Genomic DNA, 14,809 nt, shown 5'->3' on the forward strand with positions numbered 1-14,809 from the left:
GTCACCCGTTCCACAAAATCACCCTTCTAACTTTAACCCCCACGGCACGCGCAGCTTGCGTCGGAGGCGTTCTCAAAAGGTTGAGGCGAAAGTCATTTTCCTCTCGAATTCGAGACGAAATGCAATTATCCCTGCGTCGAAATAATCTCGGAGAGACGGGCATGGAACACGCCAAACCTTTGCCAAGCTATCTTGTACAGCGCTACCAGGGCTGGAAGGCAACGACCTATACCGAGAACCGTGCCTGGTACAAACGTCTGGCGACCGACGGGCAGCGCCCACGCGCGATGGTGATTTCCTGCTGTGACAGCCGCGTGCATGTGACGTCGATTTTCGGGGCGGATCAGGGTGAATTTTTCATCCACCGCAATATCGCCAACCTGGTGCCTCCCTATGAACCCGATGGCGACCACCACGGCACCTCTGCAACCGTGGAATATGCCGTGACCGCGCTGAAGGTGGCGCATCTGATCGTGCTTGGGCATTCCAATTGCGGCGGCGTGCAAGGCTGCATGAGCATGTGCAGCGGCGAGGCCCCCGAACTGGAAGAAAAATCCAGCTTTGTCGGACGCTGGATGGACATCCTGCGCCCCGGCTATGACCGGGTCAAAGACGAGAGCAACGCAGAATTGCGTCTGCAAATGCTTGAGAAAGAGGCGGTCATCGTCTCGCTTGAGAATCTGATGACTTTTCCTTTCGTGCGCGAAGCAGTCGAGCAGGGAAGCCTGTCCCTGCACGGGCTATGGACTGAAATCGGCGAGGGCGGGCTGGAATATCTCTGCCCGTCCGACCGTAGTTTCCAACCGGTCTAGGCGCTCAATTCGCCCGATGTACCACCCCGGTGCACCGCAACGCACGGCCGACCAAACCGCTCGACAAGCGAACGCAGCGGCGTACCAATATGCTGGCCGGTACACATCACCCGGTTGGTGTCCGATTCCACGATGACCATGTGGCCCTCCTGAAACGCGAGCGAATAGCCCCGCTGTGTCAGGGTGCCGCGCAGGTGGTGCCAATCTTTCGCCTGTTCGAGAATGGGGCAAAGGAATGACCGCAAAAGCGAGACAGTCTCGCTATCTGGTTGAGTGGGAAGATGACTTTCAAATTGGGACATAGGCTTACTCACAATCTGCCAAGCTATAGTTAAACAACACGCAATAAGTTTCATAATATACAAGTCGTCGGCATTCCTGACAAAGACGTAACGTAAATGTGGTAAATTTGACGAATTTAATGGCCGCAACGACACGAATTACAACCAAAGCGGGCGCCCGCGGTCACGGACGCCCTCATAGCAATACGGATGAAAGGCGACTCAGCCCTTCTTGAGGACCTCGCGACCCAGCAATTCGGCGATCTGCACCGCGTTCAATGCAGCGCCCTTGCGCAGGTTGTCGGACACGCACCAGAGGTTCAGGCCGTTGTCGATGGTCGAATCCTGCCGAATGCGGCTGATAAACGTGGCATAGTCGCCCACGCACTCCACCGGCGTGACGTAGCCGCCGTCTTCACGCTTGTCGATCACCATGATGCCGGGCGCTTCGCGCAGAATATCGCGGGCCTCGTCTTCATCAAGGAAGTCCTCGAACTCGATATTGATCGCCTCGGCATGGCCGACAAAGACAGGTACGCGGACGCAGGTTGCCGTGACCTTGATCGACGGATCAATGATCTTCTTGGTCTCAGCGACCATCTTCCATTCTTCCTTGGTGGACCCGTCGTCCAGGAAAACGTCGATGTGCGGGATCACGTTGAAGGCGATCTGCTTGGTGAATTTTTTGGCCGGCTTGTCATCGACCGGATTAAAGATGCTCTTGGTCTGATCCCAAAGCTCGTCCATGCCATCCTTGCCCGCGCCCGACACCGACTGATAAGTCGACACCACCACGCGCTTGATCCTTGCGCGCTCATGCAGGGGCTTGAGCGCCACAACCATCTGCGCGGTCGAGCAGTTCGGGTTGGCGATGATGTTCTTCTTGGCATAATCGTGGATGGCTTGCGGGTTCACTTCAGGCACGATCAGCGGAATATCGCGATCATACCGATAAAGTGACGAGTTATCGATCACGACGCAGCCTGCCTTGGCAGCGAGCGGCGCATATTTCTGGGTCGCTTCGGAACCGACAGCGAACAACGCCATGTCCCAGCCCGTAAAATCAAAGGCATCGAGATCCTGCGTCTTGAGCGTGCGCTCGCCAAAGCTGACCTCTGTGCCCAGCGATCTGCGGCTGGCCAGAACGGCGATCTCATCAACAGGGAACTGGCGTTCTTCCAGTATGTTCAGCATCTCGCGGCCCACGTTCCCGGTGGCGCCAACGACTACGATCTTGTAGCCCATGAGGCTCTCCTTTCGGTTTTTCGACGAACTGGCAGTGCCGGTCCGGATCGGCCGGGTCATATCGCACAGGCAAGATGGGTGAAAGGCCCAATTCCCGCCTGACGTGCAGCCGATCTGTCCGGTGTCGTTGCGCTCAACCCTAGAACGACCACGTTTGTTGTCAGACGGCGTTATTCTTCACGTCTCTGGGGTGCCACGAAAACGGGCAATGAACCGGCTATGTCGCGCAACTTCCCAAAAGTTCTTTCGGATGATGTGATGACGACATTTGATTGAAGGCGCTTGAAACGGCACGAATATCAACAATATCGGTGGATTATCGCCTGTTTTTGCAGTCGCAGAAAATGAATACTTGTCTAACATTCCGGCAGGGGCTTAGAAGTGTCCGTGTTTCTCAGTTCGGGCGGGATTGACATCGGTGCCTAGGATAAGCTTTACAATTTTAACGCGACAGGTACATGACCGCATATGACTGTTGGTGGAATGTTTAGAAGGGTTGGGCCAGTGTTTTACTACTTGGCGACCACATTGACGCGCCTTCAGAAGAGAGCCATTTTCGTAATTCTCGACATTCTGATGATTCCGCTGGCATTGTTTGCCGCCCTCTTGCTCAACGGCTCCACCGAAGTACAACTTTCTCTTCTGACGAACCTGGTGCCCTTGATGGGCGCGATGGCAGTGCTTGGCACCGGGGTTTCGATCTACCTGTCCATTCCGCGAATAAAGCTGAATGCCTACGAAACGCGCGGCATTATCCGAACAGCACTGCACGGTACAGCGCTGGGGATTATCGGTGCGGTTGTGAACATGCTGTTCACGCCCTCCATTCCCGGCGAGGTGTTCTTCATTTTCTCGCTGTTCTACCTGGTGGCAAGCGCCAGCTGGCGTATCGCTTTGCGGCAATTCTTGCTGAATTACGTCTACCGCAAGGGTCAACGACGGATGCGCGTGCTGGTTTATGGCGCGGGACGCACAGGTCAGCAGCTTGTCGCAGCTTTGCGAACAGACGACGCGATCTTGCCGGTTGTCTTCGTGGACGACAACCCAACATTGCAAACCAATGTGGTCGCGGGGCTTCAAGTCCACGCACCAAGCCAAATCAAGGAGCTGATCACCCGTTTGGCCATTGATCGGGTGGTTTTGGCGATGCCGTCCTTGCCACAGGCGCGTCAGTCGCGCATCGCCTTGGATCTTCGTGAACTGGGCTGCGAGGTCCACGCGTTGCCCTCCTTCGCCGAGCTGGTCGGCCAAGGCGAGATGAGCAAGCAGGTAACGCCGGTTTCACTGGACGATCTCCTTGGACGCAATCGGCTGGAGACAGAATTGCCAGGCGTCAGCCACGCCTATTCCGACCGCCGCATTCTGATCACCGGTGCCGGCGGGTCCATTGGGTCAGAACTGTGCCGACAGCTGATCGCCTGCCGTCCGCATTGTATCGTGTTGCTGGATCATTCAGAGTTGGCGCTTTACAACATCGAAAAGGAAATGCGGGATCTGGCGGGCGATCTCACACTTGTGCCGGTGCTTGGCAGCATATGTGATGACGACACCGTGCGTCAGGTCTTGACCAAATACAAAATCGACGTCGTGCTGCACGCGGCGGCCTACAAGCATCTTCCGCTGGTCGAATGCAATGCGATCGCAGGCCTGCGCAACAACGTGATCGGCACGAAAGTCATCGCCGACGCTGCGCGCGACGTCGGTGTGGAGCGGTTCATCCTTGTGTCGTCCGACAAAGCCGTGCGGCCAACAAATGTCATGGGCGCGTCGAAACGGCTGGCCGAGCTGGTGGTGCAGGATCTTGCAACACGATCTGCGAATACGCGTTTTTCCATGGTTCGCTTTGGCAATGTTCTTGGCTCTTCCGGGTCTGTCATACCATTGTTCGAAGAACAGATCGGACGCGGTGGTCCCGTGACGCTGACGCACGGGTCTGTGACCCGCTACTTCATGACCATCGCAGAGGCTGCGCGTCTGGTCCTGCTCGCCGGGTCATTTGCACGCGGTGGCGATGTCTTCGTGCTCGATATGGGGGACCCTGTGCCGATCCACAAACTGGCGCGCCAGATGATCGAAGGGGCCGGTCACACCGTGCGCGACGCCGCGCATCCGGATGGCGAGATCGAAATCATGATCACTGGACTGCGTCCGGGCGAAAAGCTGCATGAAGAGTTGCTGATCTCTCCTGACATGCTGACCACGCCACACAACAAGATCCTGCGCGCTCAGGAAAGCTATCTGTCGGAAATCGAAATGGCAAACGCCATGAAGGACCTGCGCCGCGCCATCGACAGCCTGGATGAAGACGCCGCCAAAGCGGTGATCGCGCGCTGGGTGGAACGCTCTGCCGACGAAGATCGCATCGAGGACGCGCAGATCAGTTGATATAAATAGCGTTTCTGTATCAACCAGGCCTCACAATCGGGGGGCCTGTTGCATTTTAACGATGCTTCACAACTTTGCCGGAATTTCGCCCGAACACGACACCCTCCCTGCGCCACGCTGACTGCTCGTAGAAGTACGTTGTAGGTGGGTGGCTAAAATGAAGCTCGGGTTTGAAAAGGTGATGGCCTTCGGGTCAGCACACCAGATGGCATTGGTTTCCGCCTTCGAAGTGTTTGAAAACGCCGGTAGGACGTGGCTTTACGCCGCCTCATCTGCCACCGGCACAACAACTGTGTTCGAACTGCGTGAGGGACAAGGCGCGGTGCGGCGCGGTGATACGGTCATCAATGGTCTGGGGCAGACATTTGCCACCAGCGACATGACGATCATTTCACATGGGAACCAGACCAGTATGCTGTCTGTCGCCAATAACGGGGCGCGCGTCGATCTTCAGGCACTCAGCCCGACGGCGCAGATGTCTTCGGCGGGGGTATTACGTCTGCCGGAAAACGTGTCCGAGATCAGCCGCATCACCGCCTTCGATATCGGTGCGCGCCAGTTTTTTGCAACTGCCGCGCATGACGATAATGGCATTCAGCTGTGGGAAGTCGCAAAGAGCGGCACTGTTTTGCACCGGTCCACCCATACGGATACCCCCAAATCCACAGCCAAGGATGTGGTCGATCTGCTGCCGGTAACCGCTGGCGGCGACACCTTTCTCATCTCGGCTTCGGTTTCTGATAACGGGCTGTCCAGCTACAGCGTCGCCGGGAACGGGGTCAGCCGCTTCGTCGATACGCTGGGTGTCAAAGACGGGCTTTGGGTCACTGGCATAGATTCAATCGCCAGCGTCAGCGTGGGAGGTCAAACCTTCGTCATCACCGCGTCCACGACCAGCAACTCCCTGACATCGGTCCGGCTGAACGACATGGGCGTGTTTTTTATCGCCGACCACATGATCGACACCCCCCTCACCCGTTTCGCCGATGCGGACGCGCTGGCCAGTTTCGAGGTCGGGCAGCGCGGCTTTGTGCTGGCGGGAGGTTCTGATGATGGTATCAGCCTGTTGGAGGTCCTGCCGGGCGGAGAGTTGTTTCACCATCACGCGTTGGAAAACCACAATGGCTGGACGATCGAAAATGTTACGGCTATCGGCACCGCTCAGGTTGGCAACGACCAGCAGATCTTTGTCGCGGGGGCCGGGAGCGAAGGCATCACTCAACTGACGCTGGATCGGTCCGAAATTGGCGGCCGGTATATCGGCACCGATGGCCGCGACATGATCACTGGTTCCGCACGCGACGATTTGCTGATCGGCAACGGTGGCATGGATTGGCTTGATGGCGGTGCGGGTGATGACGTGCTGATCGCCGGAACCGGCGAAGACCGTCTGACAGGCGGCGCAGGCGCGGATACGTTTGTTCTGACGCGCGACGGCGTGCGGAATACCATCACGGATTTCGAACACGGTCGCGACATTATCAATCTGGATGACTGGGGCATGATATACGACATATCGGATCTGTTCCTGCGCGAACGGCCCTATGGCGTCGATATCCATTGGCAGAATCAGCATTTACGCGTGCAAAGCATGGACGGCCAGCCCATCGATCCGGATACATGGGTCGACAGTGATTTCATTTTCTGACGCCAACATCTTGGGCGAAACACAAGGCCTGCCATACTCGTCCATCAGGTCAAACACATTCCGTCGATCTGTAGGTTGATCTCGTCCTGATCTTCGCCGCCCACAAGAATCCCACGATCTGACCGGTTGGCGTGAAGGGAACTTGGGGCTCAGGTCAATACTTAGCAACAACGTCACGAAAGCAGCCGTTGGCAGGCCATATTATAGGTGCAGCTGTTTACGCGCTTAGGATGCATTATTCCAACGGGCGATCGTTCACAGGAACAGTTCGTATTCCTGCCCAGTCATGAACAAGGTCACGCTGCTTTGCGTTCCGCCATCAATCAGGGCCCAAAGAATCTGGCCGGTCGGGCGATAGACAACAAATGCTTCGGGTACACCGTCCTCACCGGCACCGGGTGTTTCGCCGACATTCACCCGGAACAACAGCGGCGACCTGTTCTTTAAGCCAAAAACCAGCATGTCGCCCTCAGCCTGAGAGTAATCGCGGATCCAGTCGCAGCGATGCTCCGTAACTCCACCATGGTAGAAACGATCGGCACCGGCATTCCCTCTGAGCCGATCATAGCCTACGCCGCCATTGATGAAGTCGTCGCCTGCGCCACCGTAAAGATAGTCAGATAATGCGCCCCCGGTTAAAGTATCGTTGCCGTCTTGCCCCATCAGCGTGTCAATGCCGTAGCTACCCCTGAGATCGTCATCGCCATTTCCACCGTAGACGAGATCATTGCCATAGCCTGCTTCTACCAGATCATTGCCGTCTCCTCCGAAAACCACGTCGTGAAGATCGGCAGAGGTGTCACCGGCGAAAATGAAATCATCTCCGCCACCACCAACCAGCGTGTCCGACCCGTCACCGCCGTACAGATAGTCGGACCCGTCTTCACCAAACAGCACGTCATCCCCACCCAGCGCGGTCAGCTTGTCATCAAACTCTGTGCCTTCCAAAACATCGTCCTGACCTGTTCCGGTTCGCTCGATCCCATCAACGGTTCCCAGGTCAGTCACTTTGCCGTCTCGCATTTCATAGACCCAAAGCCCGCGAACACCGGTGTTGCCCACGGTATCCGGCAGGTCCATCAACGCGGCGCTGCTGCCAAAAGGCGACAGCCACTCTGGTTTCGTCAAATTTCGCGCCGCGAGAAGCGCTCGGCCGCCATCATCATAAGTGCCGGTTCCCTGCGTCCACTCGATCCTTTCATAACGCATCGCCAGATCGAAATCGCCGCCGCCTCTGTCAAAAAGCTGTACTTGGAACAGGTTTGTCTGATCTGCATTCCTTCGGTAAGCACCAACATCGGCCCAAGTGATCGTCACCACATCACGAACTGCATCCAGATCGATCCATATGCTGCCGCTTTCAGTGCCTTCGCCGTCAATCCGGGTGTCCACATCCGACCAAAGCGGGGCAATCAGATCCCGAGCGACGCTGCGATTGCCGACGCCAGGATAAGACGCGAATGGGGTTCCAAAGGAAAGTGTGCCATTCGTGTTCACAAACAGACCCCAAACGCCGTACCGCGTTCCGAAATAATTGAACCCGTCGGGGAACACACTCGACAAGTCCAACCGCAGCGCCAAGTCATCACCGCGCTGCATTTCCATTTCCCCAAACCCGGCGGAGCCACCAAGCCCACGCACGACCTTACCGCTTCCAAATACCGGCATTTTCGCACCCTCGATCCAGACCTGCCCGCAAGATGAGTGCCGGGTATTAGCCTAGAGTGAATCAGCCATCTTCAAATGCTTGGCTTTTAGCTAAACTTCGGAATGGTCACTTGAGAAACCGATCGTACCAGTCAGCTCACGCGTGGCGCTTGATATAAAAAAGGCGCGGTCCCCCGCGCCCTTTTCAGTATTGATGCCCAACTCGGGTCAGAGCACAAAGTCGCCTGCAACCAGCGACGTCACGCCGTTCAGCTGGATGCTGAAATCGACATTCGTGTCGCCGTCAGTGTCGCCCTGCACCCAGGTCGTGGATCCGAAGGTGACCCAGTTCAACTGGCCAGCGATACCGCTGAACGCGCCGTTCCCGATATAGGTAAACGCCTGGTTTCCGCCAGCCGTGGTGTTGGCGTCGATGCCCGCAAGATTCAGTTCGTCAACACCGCTGACGAAGTCCTGAATGATATCGCGAGTGGCGATCGTTGACTGGTTGGTATTGGTATAGATGAACACGTCAGCCTGCGTTCCACCGTAAAGCATGTCCGCTCCGGTGCCGCCATTGAGCCGGTCGGAACCTGCGCCACCGTAGATCGAGTCGTCACCGGCCCCACCAGCAAGGTTGTCATTGTCGTTACCGCCGCCAAGCAAGTCATTGCCGTAATCACCAAGCACGGTATCGTCGCCGTCACCGCCAAGTACGGTATCGTTCCAACTCCCGCCATTCAGGTAATCGTCACCGCCTGCGCCGTCGATATTGTCGGCACCGGCATAGCCTTGAATGACGTTGGCATTGCCGTCGCCGTCCAGGTTGTCACCATTCGAAGACCCCAGAAGATTTTCGAAATTAGTGACATAATCCGTGCCCTGACTTGCGCTGACAAACTGGAACGCGCCTTGATTTGCGAGGCTGAAGTTAACGGCATCGGACGAGAAGTAGTAGTTCAGGAAGTCATTATTGCCTGCGCCACCATCCATCGTGTCGTTGCCACCACCACCGTAGATCCGGTCCTCGCCATCGCCTGCGGCGAAATAGTTTGCGGCATTGTTGCCGAACAACCGGTCATCGTGATTAGAACCGATCACACCTTCAATACCGAAGATCGTATCCGTTCCCTGGTTTGTCGAAATGAACTGAGCCGTGGTCACGGCCAAGCGCACCTGCACCCCGTCCGACGAGGTGCCGTAATGGGCCAAGTCAAATCCGTCCCCACCAGCCAATGTGTCGTTGCCAGTGCCACCAAGCAGGGTGTCGTTGTTGGCGCCGCCGTAGACACCGTCATTGGCCGCACCGCCCTCAAGCCAGTCATTGCCGCCCTGACCGGACACCGTGTCGTTGCCACCCGACCCAAGGATCGAATCGTCGCCCAGACCGCCGTAAAGCTGATCCATGCCATTACCGCCGAACAGCGAGTCATTGCCGCCGCCAGCGTTCATGGTGTCATTGCCACCATAGCCATAGATCATGTTGGCGTTGTTATCGCCGGTCAGATTGTCCCCGTAGGTAGCACTGCCGAGCAGGTTCTCGATACCCGATAGAGTGTCAGTGCCGGAGGCTCCGGTAAACTGTGCTCCAAGATTTGCAAGGCTGACCGTGACGGCACCATCGGCGTTATAGTAGCTGGCCGCGTCGATGCCACTATCGCCGGCGATCAGGTCATTGCCTTCGCCGCCTGCCAACGTATCCTCACCGATGCCACCGCGCAGCGTGTCGTTGTCATCGCCACCGTAAAGCGCGTCGTCACCGTTTCCGCCGAGCAACGAGTCGTTGCCCTCTTGACCATTCAATACGTCATTATCGTTACCGCCGCTCATGGTGTCGTCACCAAGCCCACCAAACTGCGTATCGTCGCCAGTATACGAAACGATCGAGTCGTCACCGGACGACCCTGTAAGCGTCACGTCACTCGAAGTGCCGCTTTCGATGATGTAAAGTCGATCATCGTTGAGGAGTTGCCAGTCCTGGAACGTGAAGCCGGACGCATCAAAACCGCTCGTGCCGTTGGTGTAGATGACAAGCCAGTCATCCCCGCCGCCGTTCGAACCGTCAATCCGAAGCGTGGTGCTAAGCCCGGCGGCCGAAAACTGATCGGCGTTGACGCGAACCTGTTGAATGTTCGTGCTATCGAAATTGCCAAACTCCACCTCTTCAATCGACACCAAACTGTCATCATAGAGCTGAAGAACGCCCAACCCTTGCCAATCCAAAGTGTCCGTGCCCGCGCCGCCGTCAAAGACGTTGGCACCGCTGACATCCGCAACGGCCGAGACGATCAGACGATCGTCGCCTAGGCCACCTTCCAGCGTATCCACGCCGGCAAGCCCGGTAAGCACATCGTTGCCTGCAAGGCCGATGATATGGTTGGCACCGGCAGAGCCGGTCAGATTGTCGCCTGACGCGGAAATATTGGTCCCGGTGACGTTCTCGAAACCGCTAATCGTGTCGGGCCCCGAAATGGTGTTGGCCCCCAGATTGACGGTGACGCCGCTCGCGTAGCCGTCACTGGCAAGGTAGAGCGTGTCGGTGCCAGCCCCGCCGTTCATGGAATCAGCACCGGTGCCGCCGAGAATGGTGTCATCCCCACTGCCACCGTTCAGCGTGTCATCGCCGGAGCCGCCCCAAATCGAATCCTGGCCCGTGGTGCCGGTGATGTTCTCGTTCGACGGGTCGCCATAGATATAGGTGTAGTCCTGCGCGCCCTGATCCTGAATGATCACCCCGGACAGGTCGAGCGTGGTCATCGTCGACATATTAACGAAGAGGCGCTCAAACGTGTTGCTGTCGGAATCGAAATCGAACCTGCCGAACTGCGTAATCTGGGTGTCGTAGAAATACGCGTATCGGCTGATCGTCGGGTTCGACGCGGTGACAAATTCCAGTTCTTCGAAGTTCTGGACCGTCTCGCCGCGGAAGTCCCAAGTGCCGGACACGGCCTCAAGCACCAGTGCATCGGTCCCGGCACCCCCGTCAAACAGGACCGCCGGGTTCACCTCGGCCGGGCTGACGATAATGCGATCATTCCCGCCATGCCCCAAAACGTACAGGGTGTCTGCCGTCGTGGTGATGGTGTTCGCTTCTTGCGTTCCAACCTGATAGCCATTGGCATCTGCGGGATCATTTGTCTCGTTGCTGTCGCGCGGATCCCAGATCGCGGTGAAAACATCATCGGCGCTGCCGTTGGAGAATTCCGCGGTCCAGGTGATCTGCACCCGGCCATCTTCCAGCCCGACGGCGGCGAGGTGGTCAAGGGTGGTACCGCCAAAGTTCTCGACGTCGAATTCAACACCGATCCGCGCGCCGGTATTGGAATAGCGTTGGCCGTGCAGGTCGAAGGTTTCGTCGTCAGACCAGAACACGACAAACCCATTGTCGCCCACCGCCGCGATGGCCGTGTTTTCCTGGTTACCAGCGACGCTGGTGGCCGGCGTGAAGGCACCGGTGACGGGTGCCAATGTCGAGGTATAGATACGCGCGCGAACACCTGAATTGCTGCCACCGGACCCGTCGGTCGTCCAGCTGATCACAAGGTTGCCATTCGACAGCTCTGTCACATGGGTGTCACGCGCCGCGGCCAGCCCACTATCGACCAAAACGGTAGAAATAGGTGCCCCGGAAGCGGAGCGGGTTTGCAGGTAGACCTGATCGTTGCCCGGATCGACATCGACATAACTGACCGCATAGCGGCTGCTTTGCTCCAGCGCGGCGATCTCGACCCCGGTCACGCCTTCGCCGCTGCCGGTCGCCAGGTTCGCGACAACGTATTCAGTGCCCAAAGCGCCGGTGGACGGGTTGTAGGTGCGCCCCATGATGTCACCATTGGTCGTGTTCAGCCAGGTCACCATGGAATTGGTGGCCGACAGAGAGGCAATCTGCGGCGTCAACTGGAACTCGTTGTTGGTGTTGTTGTGCACGGTGGTACCGCGCACATAGCCGCCGGTGGCGTTGTAGGTTTCGGCGATGATATCGTAGTTGAAGACGACTGGCGGCCCACCGATGACTTCGGCATCGAGATAGGTGATGACGAAACCGCCACCGTCGATTGCCGTGATCGAGGGACTGCCTTCATTGTCGGCGTTGCGAAGCGTGTTGACGCGAAATTCGCCGCCGACCTCATTGCCCAGCGGGTCGAATATCTGGCCAACAATGTCGGTCCCGTTCGGCGAGCCTGCACCGGCATCGTCGCCGGTCGTCCAGGTGATCAGAACGTTTCCGTTGCTTAGCTGCGTAATGTCGCTGTCGTAATACTGATCGGTCGTGGAGCCATTGTTGACCTGAAACTCGGAGAGCCATTCAAGTGGAGTGGTGACCATAATCTGGTTCCTTTCAAAGTTGCGCCGCCCTTAAGTCAGGGCCTCAAAAAAATTACTGCCCAAAATGAGCCGAGCGCGAAATTTTGTTAAAAAACTGGCCCGATCCGGACAGCATCTATTCTGACAGAATGCTACACCACATAGGCAACCGATCACAGTAATGAATTGCTTACCTTCCGACTTGCCGCCCTCTTAGCCACGGCTCTCGGCCAGCACTGTGCCTATGGTTGTGGTGCAAAGTCCTTGATGCTCTTTTGCGGGCGCTCTCAGACAGCAGAATATCGCGTTGCAAAGATGGCTCAACCTGCGATAACGCGACCACACTGGGACGTAATCAACTATCTACGCTGCGAGGCCGCCTTGAAAAACATCAAGTTTAATGAGCTGAAGGGCCAACATGCGTATTTTGGCCAAAGCATAGAGGACGCCGTAAAACGGGTTCTGGAGTCGGGCTGGTATATCCTGGGCCCAGAGCTGGAAGGGTTTGAGCAAGAATTTGCCAAATTCAACGGCAACAAACACGCGATCGGCGTGGCCAACGGTACGGACGCGATAGAGATTGCCCTGAATGCGCTTGGAATCGGTCAGGGGGATGAGGTCATCACCGTCGCGCATACGGCCATCGCATCGGCGGTCGGCGTGTGTCAGTCAGGTGCCACACCGGTCTTCGCCGATATCGATCCCGAGACATACCTCATCGATCCTGCACATGTCGAAAGCCTGGTGACGCCCCGCACGCGCGCGATCATGCCCGTGCATCTGTATGGCCATCCGGTTGACCTGACCGCGATGAAGGCGATCTGCACCAAGCACGGGCTGGCGCTGGTCGAGGATTGCAGCCAGGCCCATGGTGCTCTGTTCGATGGGCGCAAAGTCGGAACGCATGGCGATGTCGCGGTATTCAGCCTGTATCCAACCAAGAACCTTGGCGCTTATGGCGATGCGGGCGTGATCACCACGGACGATAGCGATTTGGCGGACAAGTGCATCAAGACCCGCAACTATGGACAGCGCGCCACCTATTATTCGGTGATGATGGGCCGCAACAGCCGGATGGACGAGATCCAGGCCGCAATCCTGCGCGAAAAGGTCAAGCGTCTGGATGACATGACGGAATATCGTCAGCGCATCGGTGCCAGCTACAAGACCAATATCAACGGTTTGGCCCTGCCCGTCACGCGTGACAATTGCAGCCACGTCTACCACCTGTTTGTGGTCCGCTCCGAGCGCCGCGATTGGTTGAAGGAACAGATGGCAGAACGCGGCGTTGGCACGCTGGTGCATTATCCGCTGCCGGTTCACATGCAGGAAAGCTTTGAATTCCTCGGCCTTAAGGAAGGCGACCTGCCCGAGACCGAGCGCGCCGCCAATCAGGTCCTGTCGCTGCCCCTGCACTTCTCGCTAGACGATGATGACATCAAATATGTGGCCGATATGGTGAACGAGGTCGTTGCAAGCTCATGAGTAACTGGGACGGCAAAAAAGCGCTCGTCACGGGCGGGCTTGGCTTCACGGGAAGCAATCTTGTACACGGGCTGGTCAATGCAGGCGTGCAGGTCACTGCAGTCGATAACATGCTGCCTGACTATGGTGCCAACCTGTTCAACCTCAAGGGCATCGAAGACAAGGTCAAGGTTCACAAAACCTCTGTCACCAATGCCGAAGCGATGAACCAACTGGTGCAGGGGCAGGATTTCGTCTTCCACCTTGCCGGGCAGGTCGACCATATTCTCAGCCAGACCAACCCGTTTATCGACATCGACTTCAACGTCGTCGGCACCACCGTGGTGCTGGAGGCCGTGCGCAAGTTCAACCCCGAAGCCCGGTTCGTCTATACCGGGACGCGCGGGCAATACGGCTCGGTCACCGATCTGCCCGTGACCGAGGATGCGCCGACCAATCCCAAGGGCGTGTACGAGCTGACCAATCTGACGGCGGAAAAGCTGGCGTCGATCTACAATGACAATTACGGCGTGAAGTCGATCATGCTGCGGATCTCGAACCTGTACGGCGAACGGGCGCAGATGAAACATCCGCGCTACGGCGTGGTGAACTGGTTCGTGCGCCAGATCATCGACGGCGATACCGTCAAGATTTTCGGCCCCTCGATCCTGCGCGACTTTCTCTATGTCGGCGATTGCGTGGACGCGATCATGCAATGCGCCCAGACCGAAGCCGCATATGGCGAGGCGTTCAACCTTGGCGGCGACAGGCCGTTCAGCTTTGGCCAGCTTGCCGACACGATCGTCGAAGCCGGTGGGACTGGCCGCTGGGAGCCTGCCGAATTCTCGAAAGAGCGCAAGATCCAGGAACCCGGCGACTTCTACCCCAGCCTTGAAAAGATCAAGCGGATCTCCGGCTGGGCACCGCAGACAACGTTGCTGGATGGGCTCAGCCGTACCTTTGATTATTACCGCGAAAACAAGAGCCACTACTGGTAAGCGCTGCGTAGCAGGCCGCAGTTG

9 protein-coding genes are annotated in these 14,809 nt (G+C 57.3%); 5 read left to right on the forward strand and 4 right to left on the reverse strand.

Translation table 11 applies throughout. The annotated features are described in order from the left end of the window. Positions 1-161 precede the first annotated feature (161 nt). The gene (locus tag B8991_RS04045) at positions 162-812 is read left to right on the forward strand and encodes a carbonic anhydrase (RefSeq protein WP_084350563.1); all 651 of its coding nucleotides are present in this window, start codon (positions 162-164) and stop codon (positions 810-812) included. Here B8991_RS04045 and B8991_RS04050 read toward each other — a convergent pair. Then, complete coding sequence (locus tag B8991_RS04050; protein ID WP_084350565.1) at positions 809-1,114, reverse strand: hypothetical protein; 306 nt, start codon at positions 1,112-1,114, stop codon at positions 809-811. The genes B8991_RS04045 and B8991_RS04050 overlap by 4 nt on opposite strands. A 201-nt stretch (positions 1,115-1,315) precedes the next feature. Beyond that, positions 1,316-2,338, reverse strand: a complete 1,023-nt coding sequence (locus tag B8991_RS04055; protein WP_084350567.1) for an aspartate-semialdehyde dehydrogenase — start codon at positions 2,336-2,338, stop codon at positions 1,316-1,318. 483 nt (positions 2,339-2,821) lie between these two features. Here B8991_RS04055 and B8991_RS04060 point away from each other — a divergent pair, with 483 nt between their 5' ends. Then, positions 2,822-4,723, forward strand: coding sequence for a polysaccharide biosynthesis protein (locus B8991_RS04060; protein WP_084350569.1), 1,902 nt, complete (start codon positions 2,822-2,824; stop codon positions 4,721-4,723). Positions 4,724-4,928: 205 nt separating this feature from the next. Next, entirely contained in the window at positions 4,929-6,371 is a 1,443-nt protein-coding gene (locus tag B8991_RS22225; RefSeq protein ID WP_143514487.1) for a calcium-binding protein, read from the forward strand. A 255-nt stretch (positions 6,372-6,626) separates the two neighbouring features. On the opposite strand, the gene B8991_RS04070 is transcribed toward B8991_RS22225, so the two are convergent. Further along, positions 6,627-8,039 (reverse strand): nidogen-like domain-containing protein, encoded by a 1,413-nt coding sequence (locus tag B8991_RS04070; RefSeq protein WP_084350573.1) that lies wholly within the window; start codon positions 8,037-8,039, stop codon positions 6,627-6,629. A gap of 207 nt (positions 8,040-8,246) precedes the next feature. Further along, positions 8,247-12,344: a beta strand repeat-containing protein gene (locus B8991_RS04075; protein WP_084350575.1), complete on the reverse strand. Its 4,098-nt coding sequence runs from the start codon at positions 12,342-12,344 to the stop codon at positions 8,247-8,249. 360 nt (positions 12,345-12,704) lie between these two features. Between B8991_RS04075 and B8991_RS04080 the strand changes: the two genes are divergently transcribed. Continuing rightward, on the forward strand, positions 12,705-13,808 hold the full coding sequence (locus B8991_RS04080) for a DegT/DnrJ/EryC1/StrS family aminotransferase (RefSeq protein ID WP_218673186.1): 1,104 nt from the start codon (positions 12,705-12,707) through the stop codon (positions 13,806-13,808). Continuing rightward, positions 13,805-14,785, forward strand: coding sequence for an NAD-dependent epimerase/dehydratase family protein (locus B8991_RS04085; RefSeq protein ID WP_084350577.1), 981 nt, complete (start codon positions 13,805-13,807; stop codon positions 14,783-14,785). The genes B8991_RS04080 and B8991_RS04085 overlap by 4 nt, the downstream gene beginning before the upstream one ends. Positions 14,786-14,809 lie beyond the last annotated feature (24 nt).

This window comes from Primorskyibacter flagellatus, assembly GCF_900176485.1.
Lineage (GTDB): Bacteria > Pseudomonadota > Alphaproteobacteria > Rhodobacterales > Rhodobacteraceae > Primorskyibacter > Primorskyibacter flagellatus.

What these genes read in the sequence shown, in the direction of transcription:
- B8991_RS04045 (WP_084350563.1), top strand. Translation starts at nt 162, where the DNA reads ATGGAACACGCCAAACCTTTGCCAAGCTATCTTGTACAGCGCTACCAG.
- B8991_RS04050 (WP_084350565.1), bottom strand. Translation starts at nt 1,114, where the DNA reads ATGTCCCAATTTGAAAGTCATCTTCCCACTCAACCAGATAGCGAGACT.
- B8991_RS04055 (WP_084350567.1), bottom strand. Translation starts at nt 2,338, where the DNA reads ATGGGCTACAAGATCGTAGTCGTTGGCGCCACCGGGAACGTGGGCCGC.
- B8991_RS04060 (WP_084350569.1), top strand. Translation starts at nt 2,822, where the DNA reads ATGTTTAGAAGGGTTGGGCCAGTGTTTTACTACTTGGCGACCACATTG.
- B8991_RS22225 (WP_143514487.1), top strand. Translation starts at nt 4,929, where the DNA reads ATGGCATTGGTTTCCGCCTTCGAAGTGTTTGAAAACGCCGGTAGGACG.
- B8991_RS04070 (WP_084350573.1), bottom strand. Translation starts at nt 8,039, where the DNA reads ATGCCGGTATTTGGAAGCGGTAAGGTCGTGCGTGGGCTTGGTGGCTCC.
- B8991_RS04075 (WP_084350575.1), bottom strand. Translation starts at nt 12,344, where the DNA reads ATGGTCACCACTCCACTTGAATGGCTCTCCGAGTTTCAGGTCAACAAT.
- B8991_RS04085 (WP_084350577.1), top strand. Translation starts at nt 13,805, where the DNA reads ATGAGTAACTGGGACGGCAAAAAAGCGCTCGTCACGGGCGGGCTTGGC.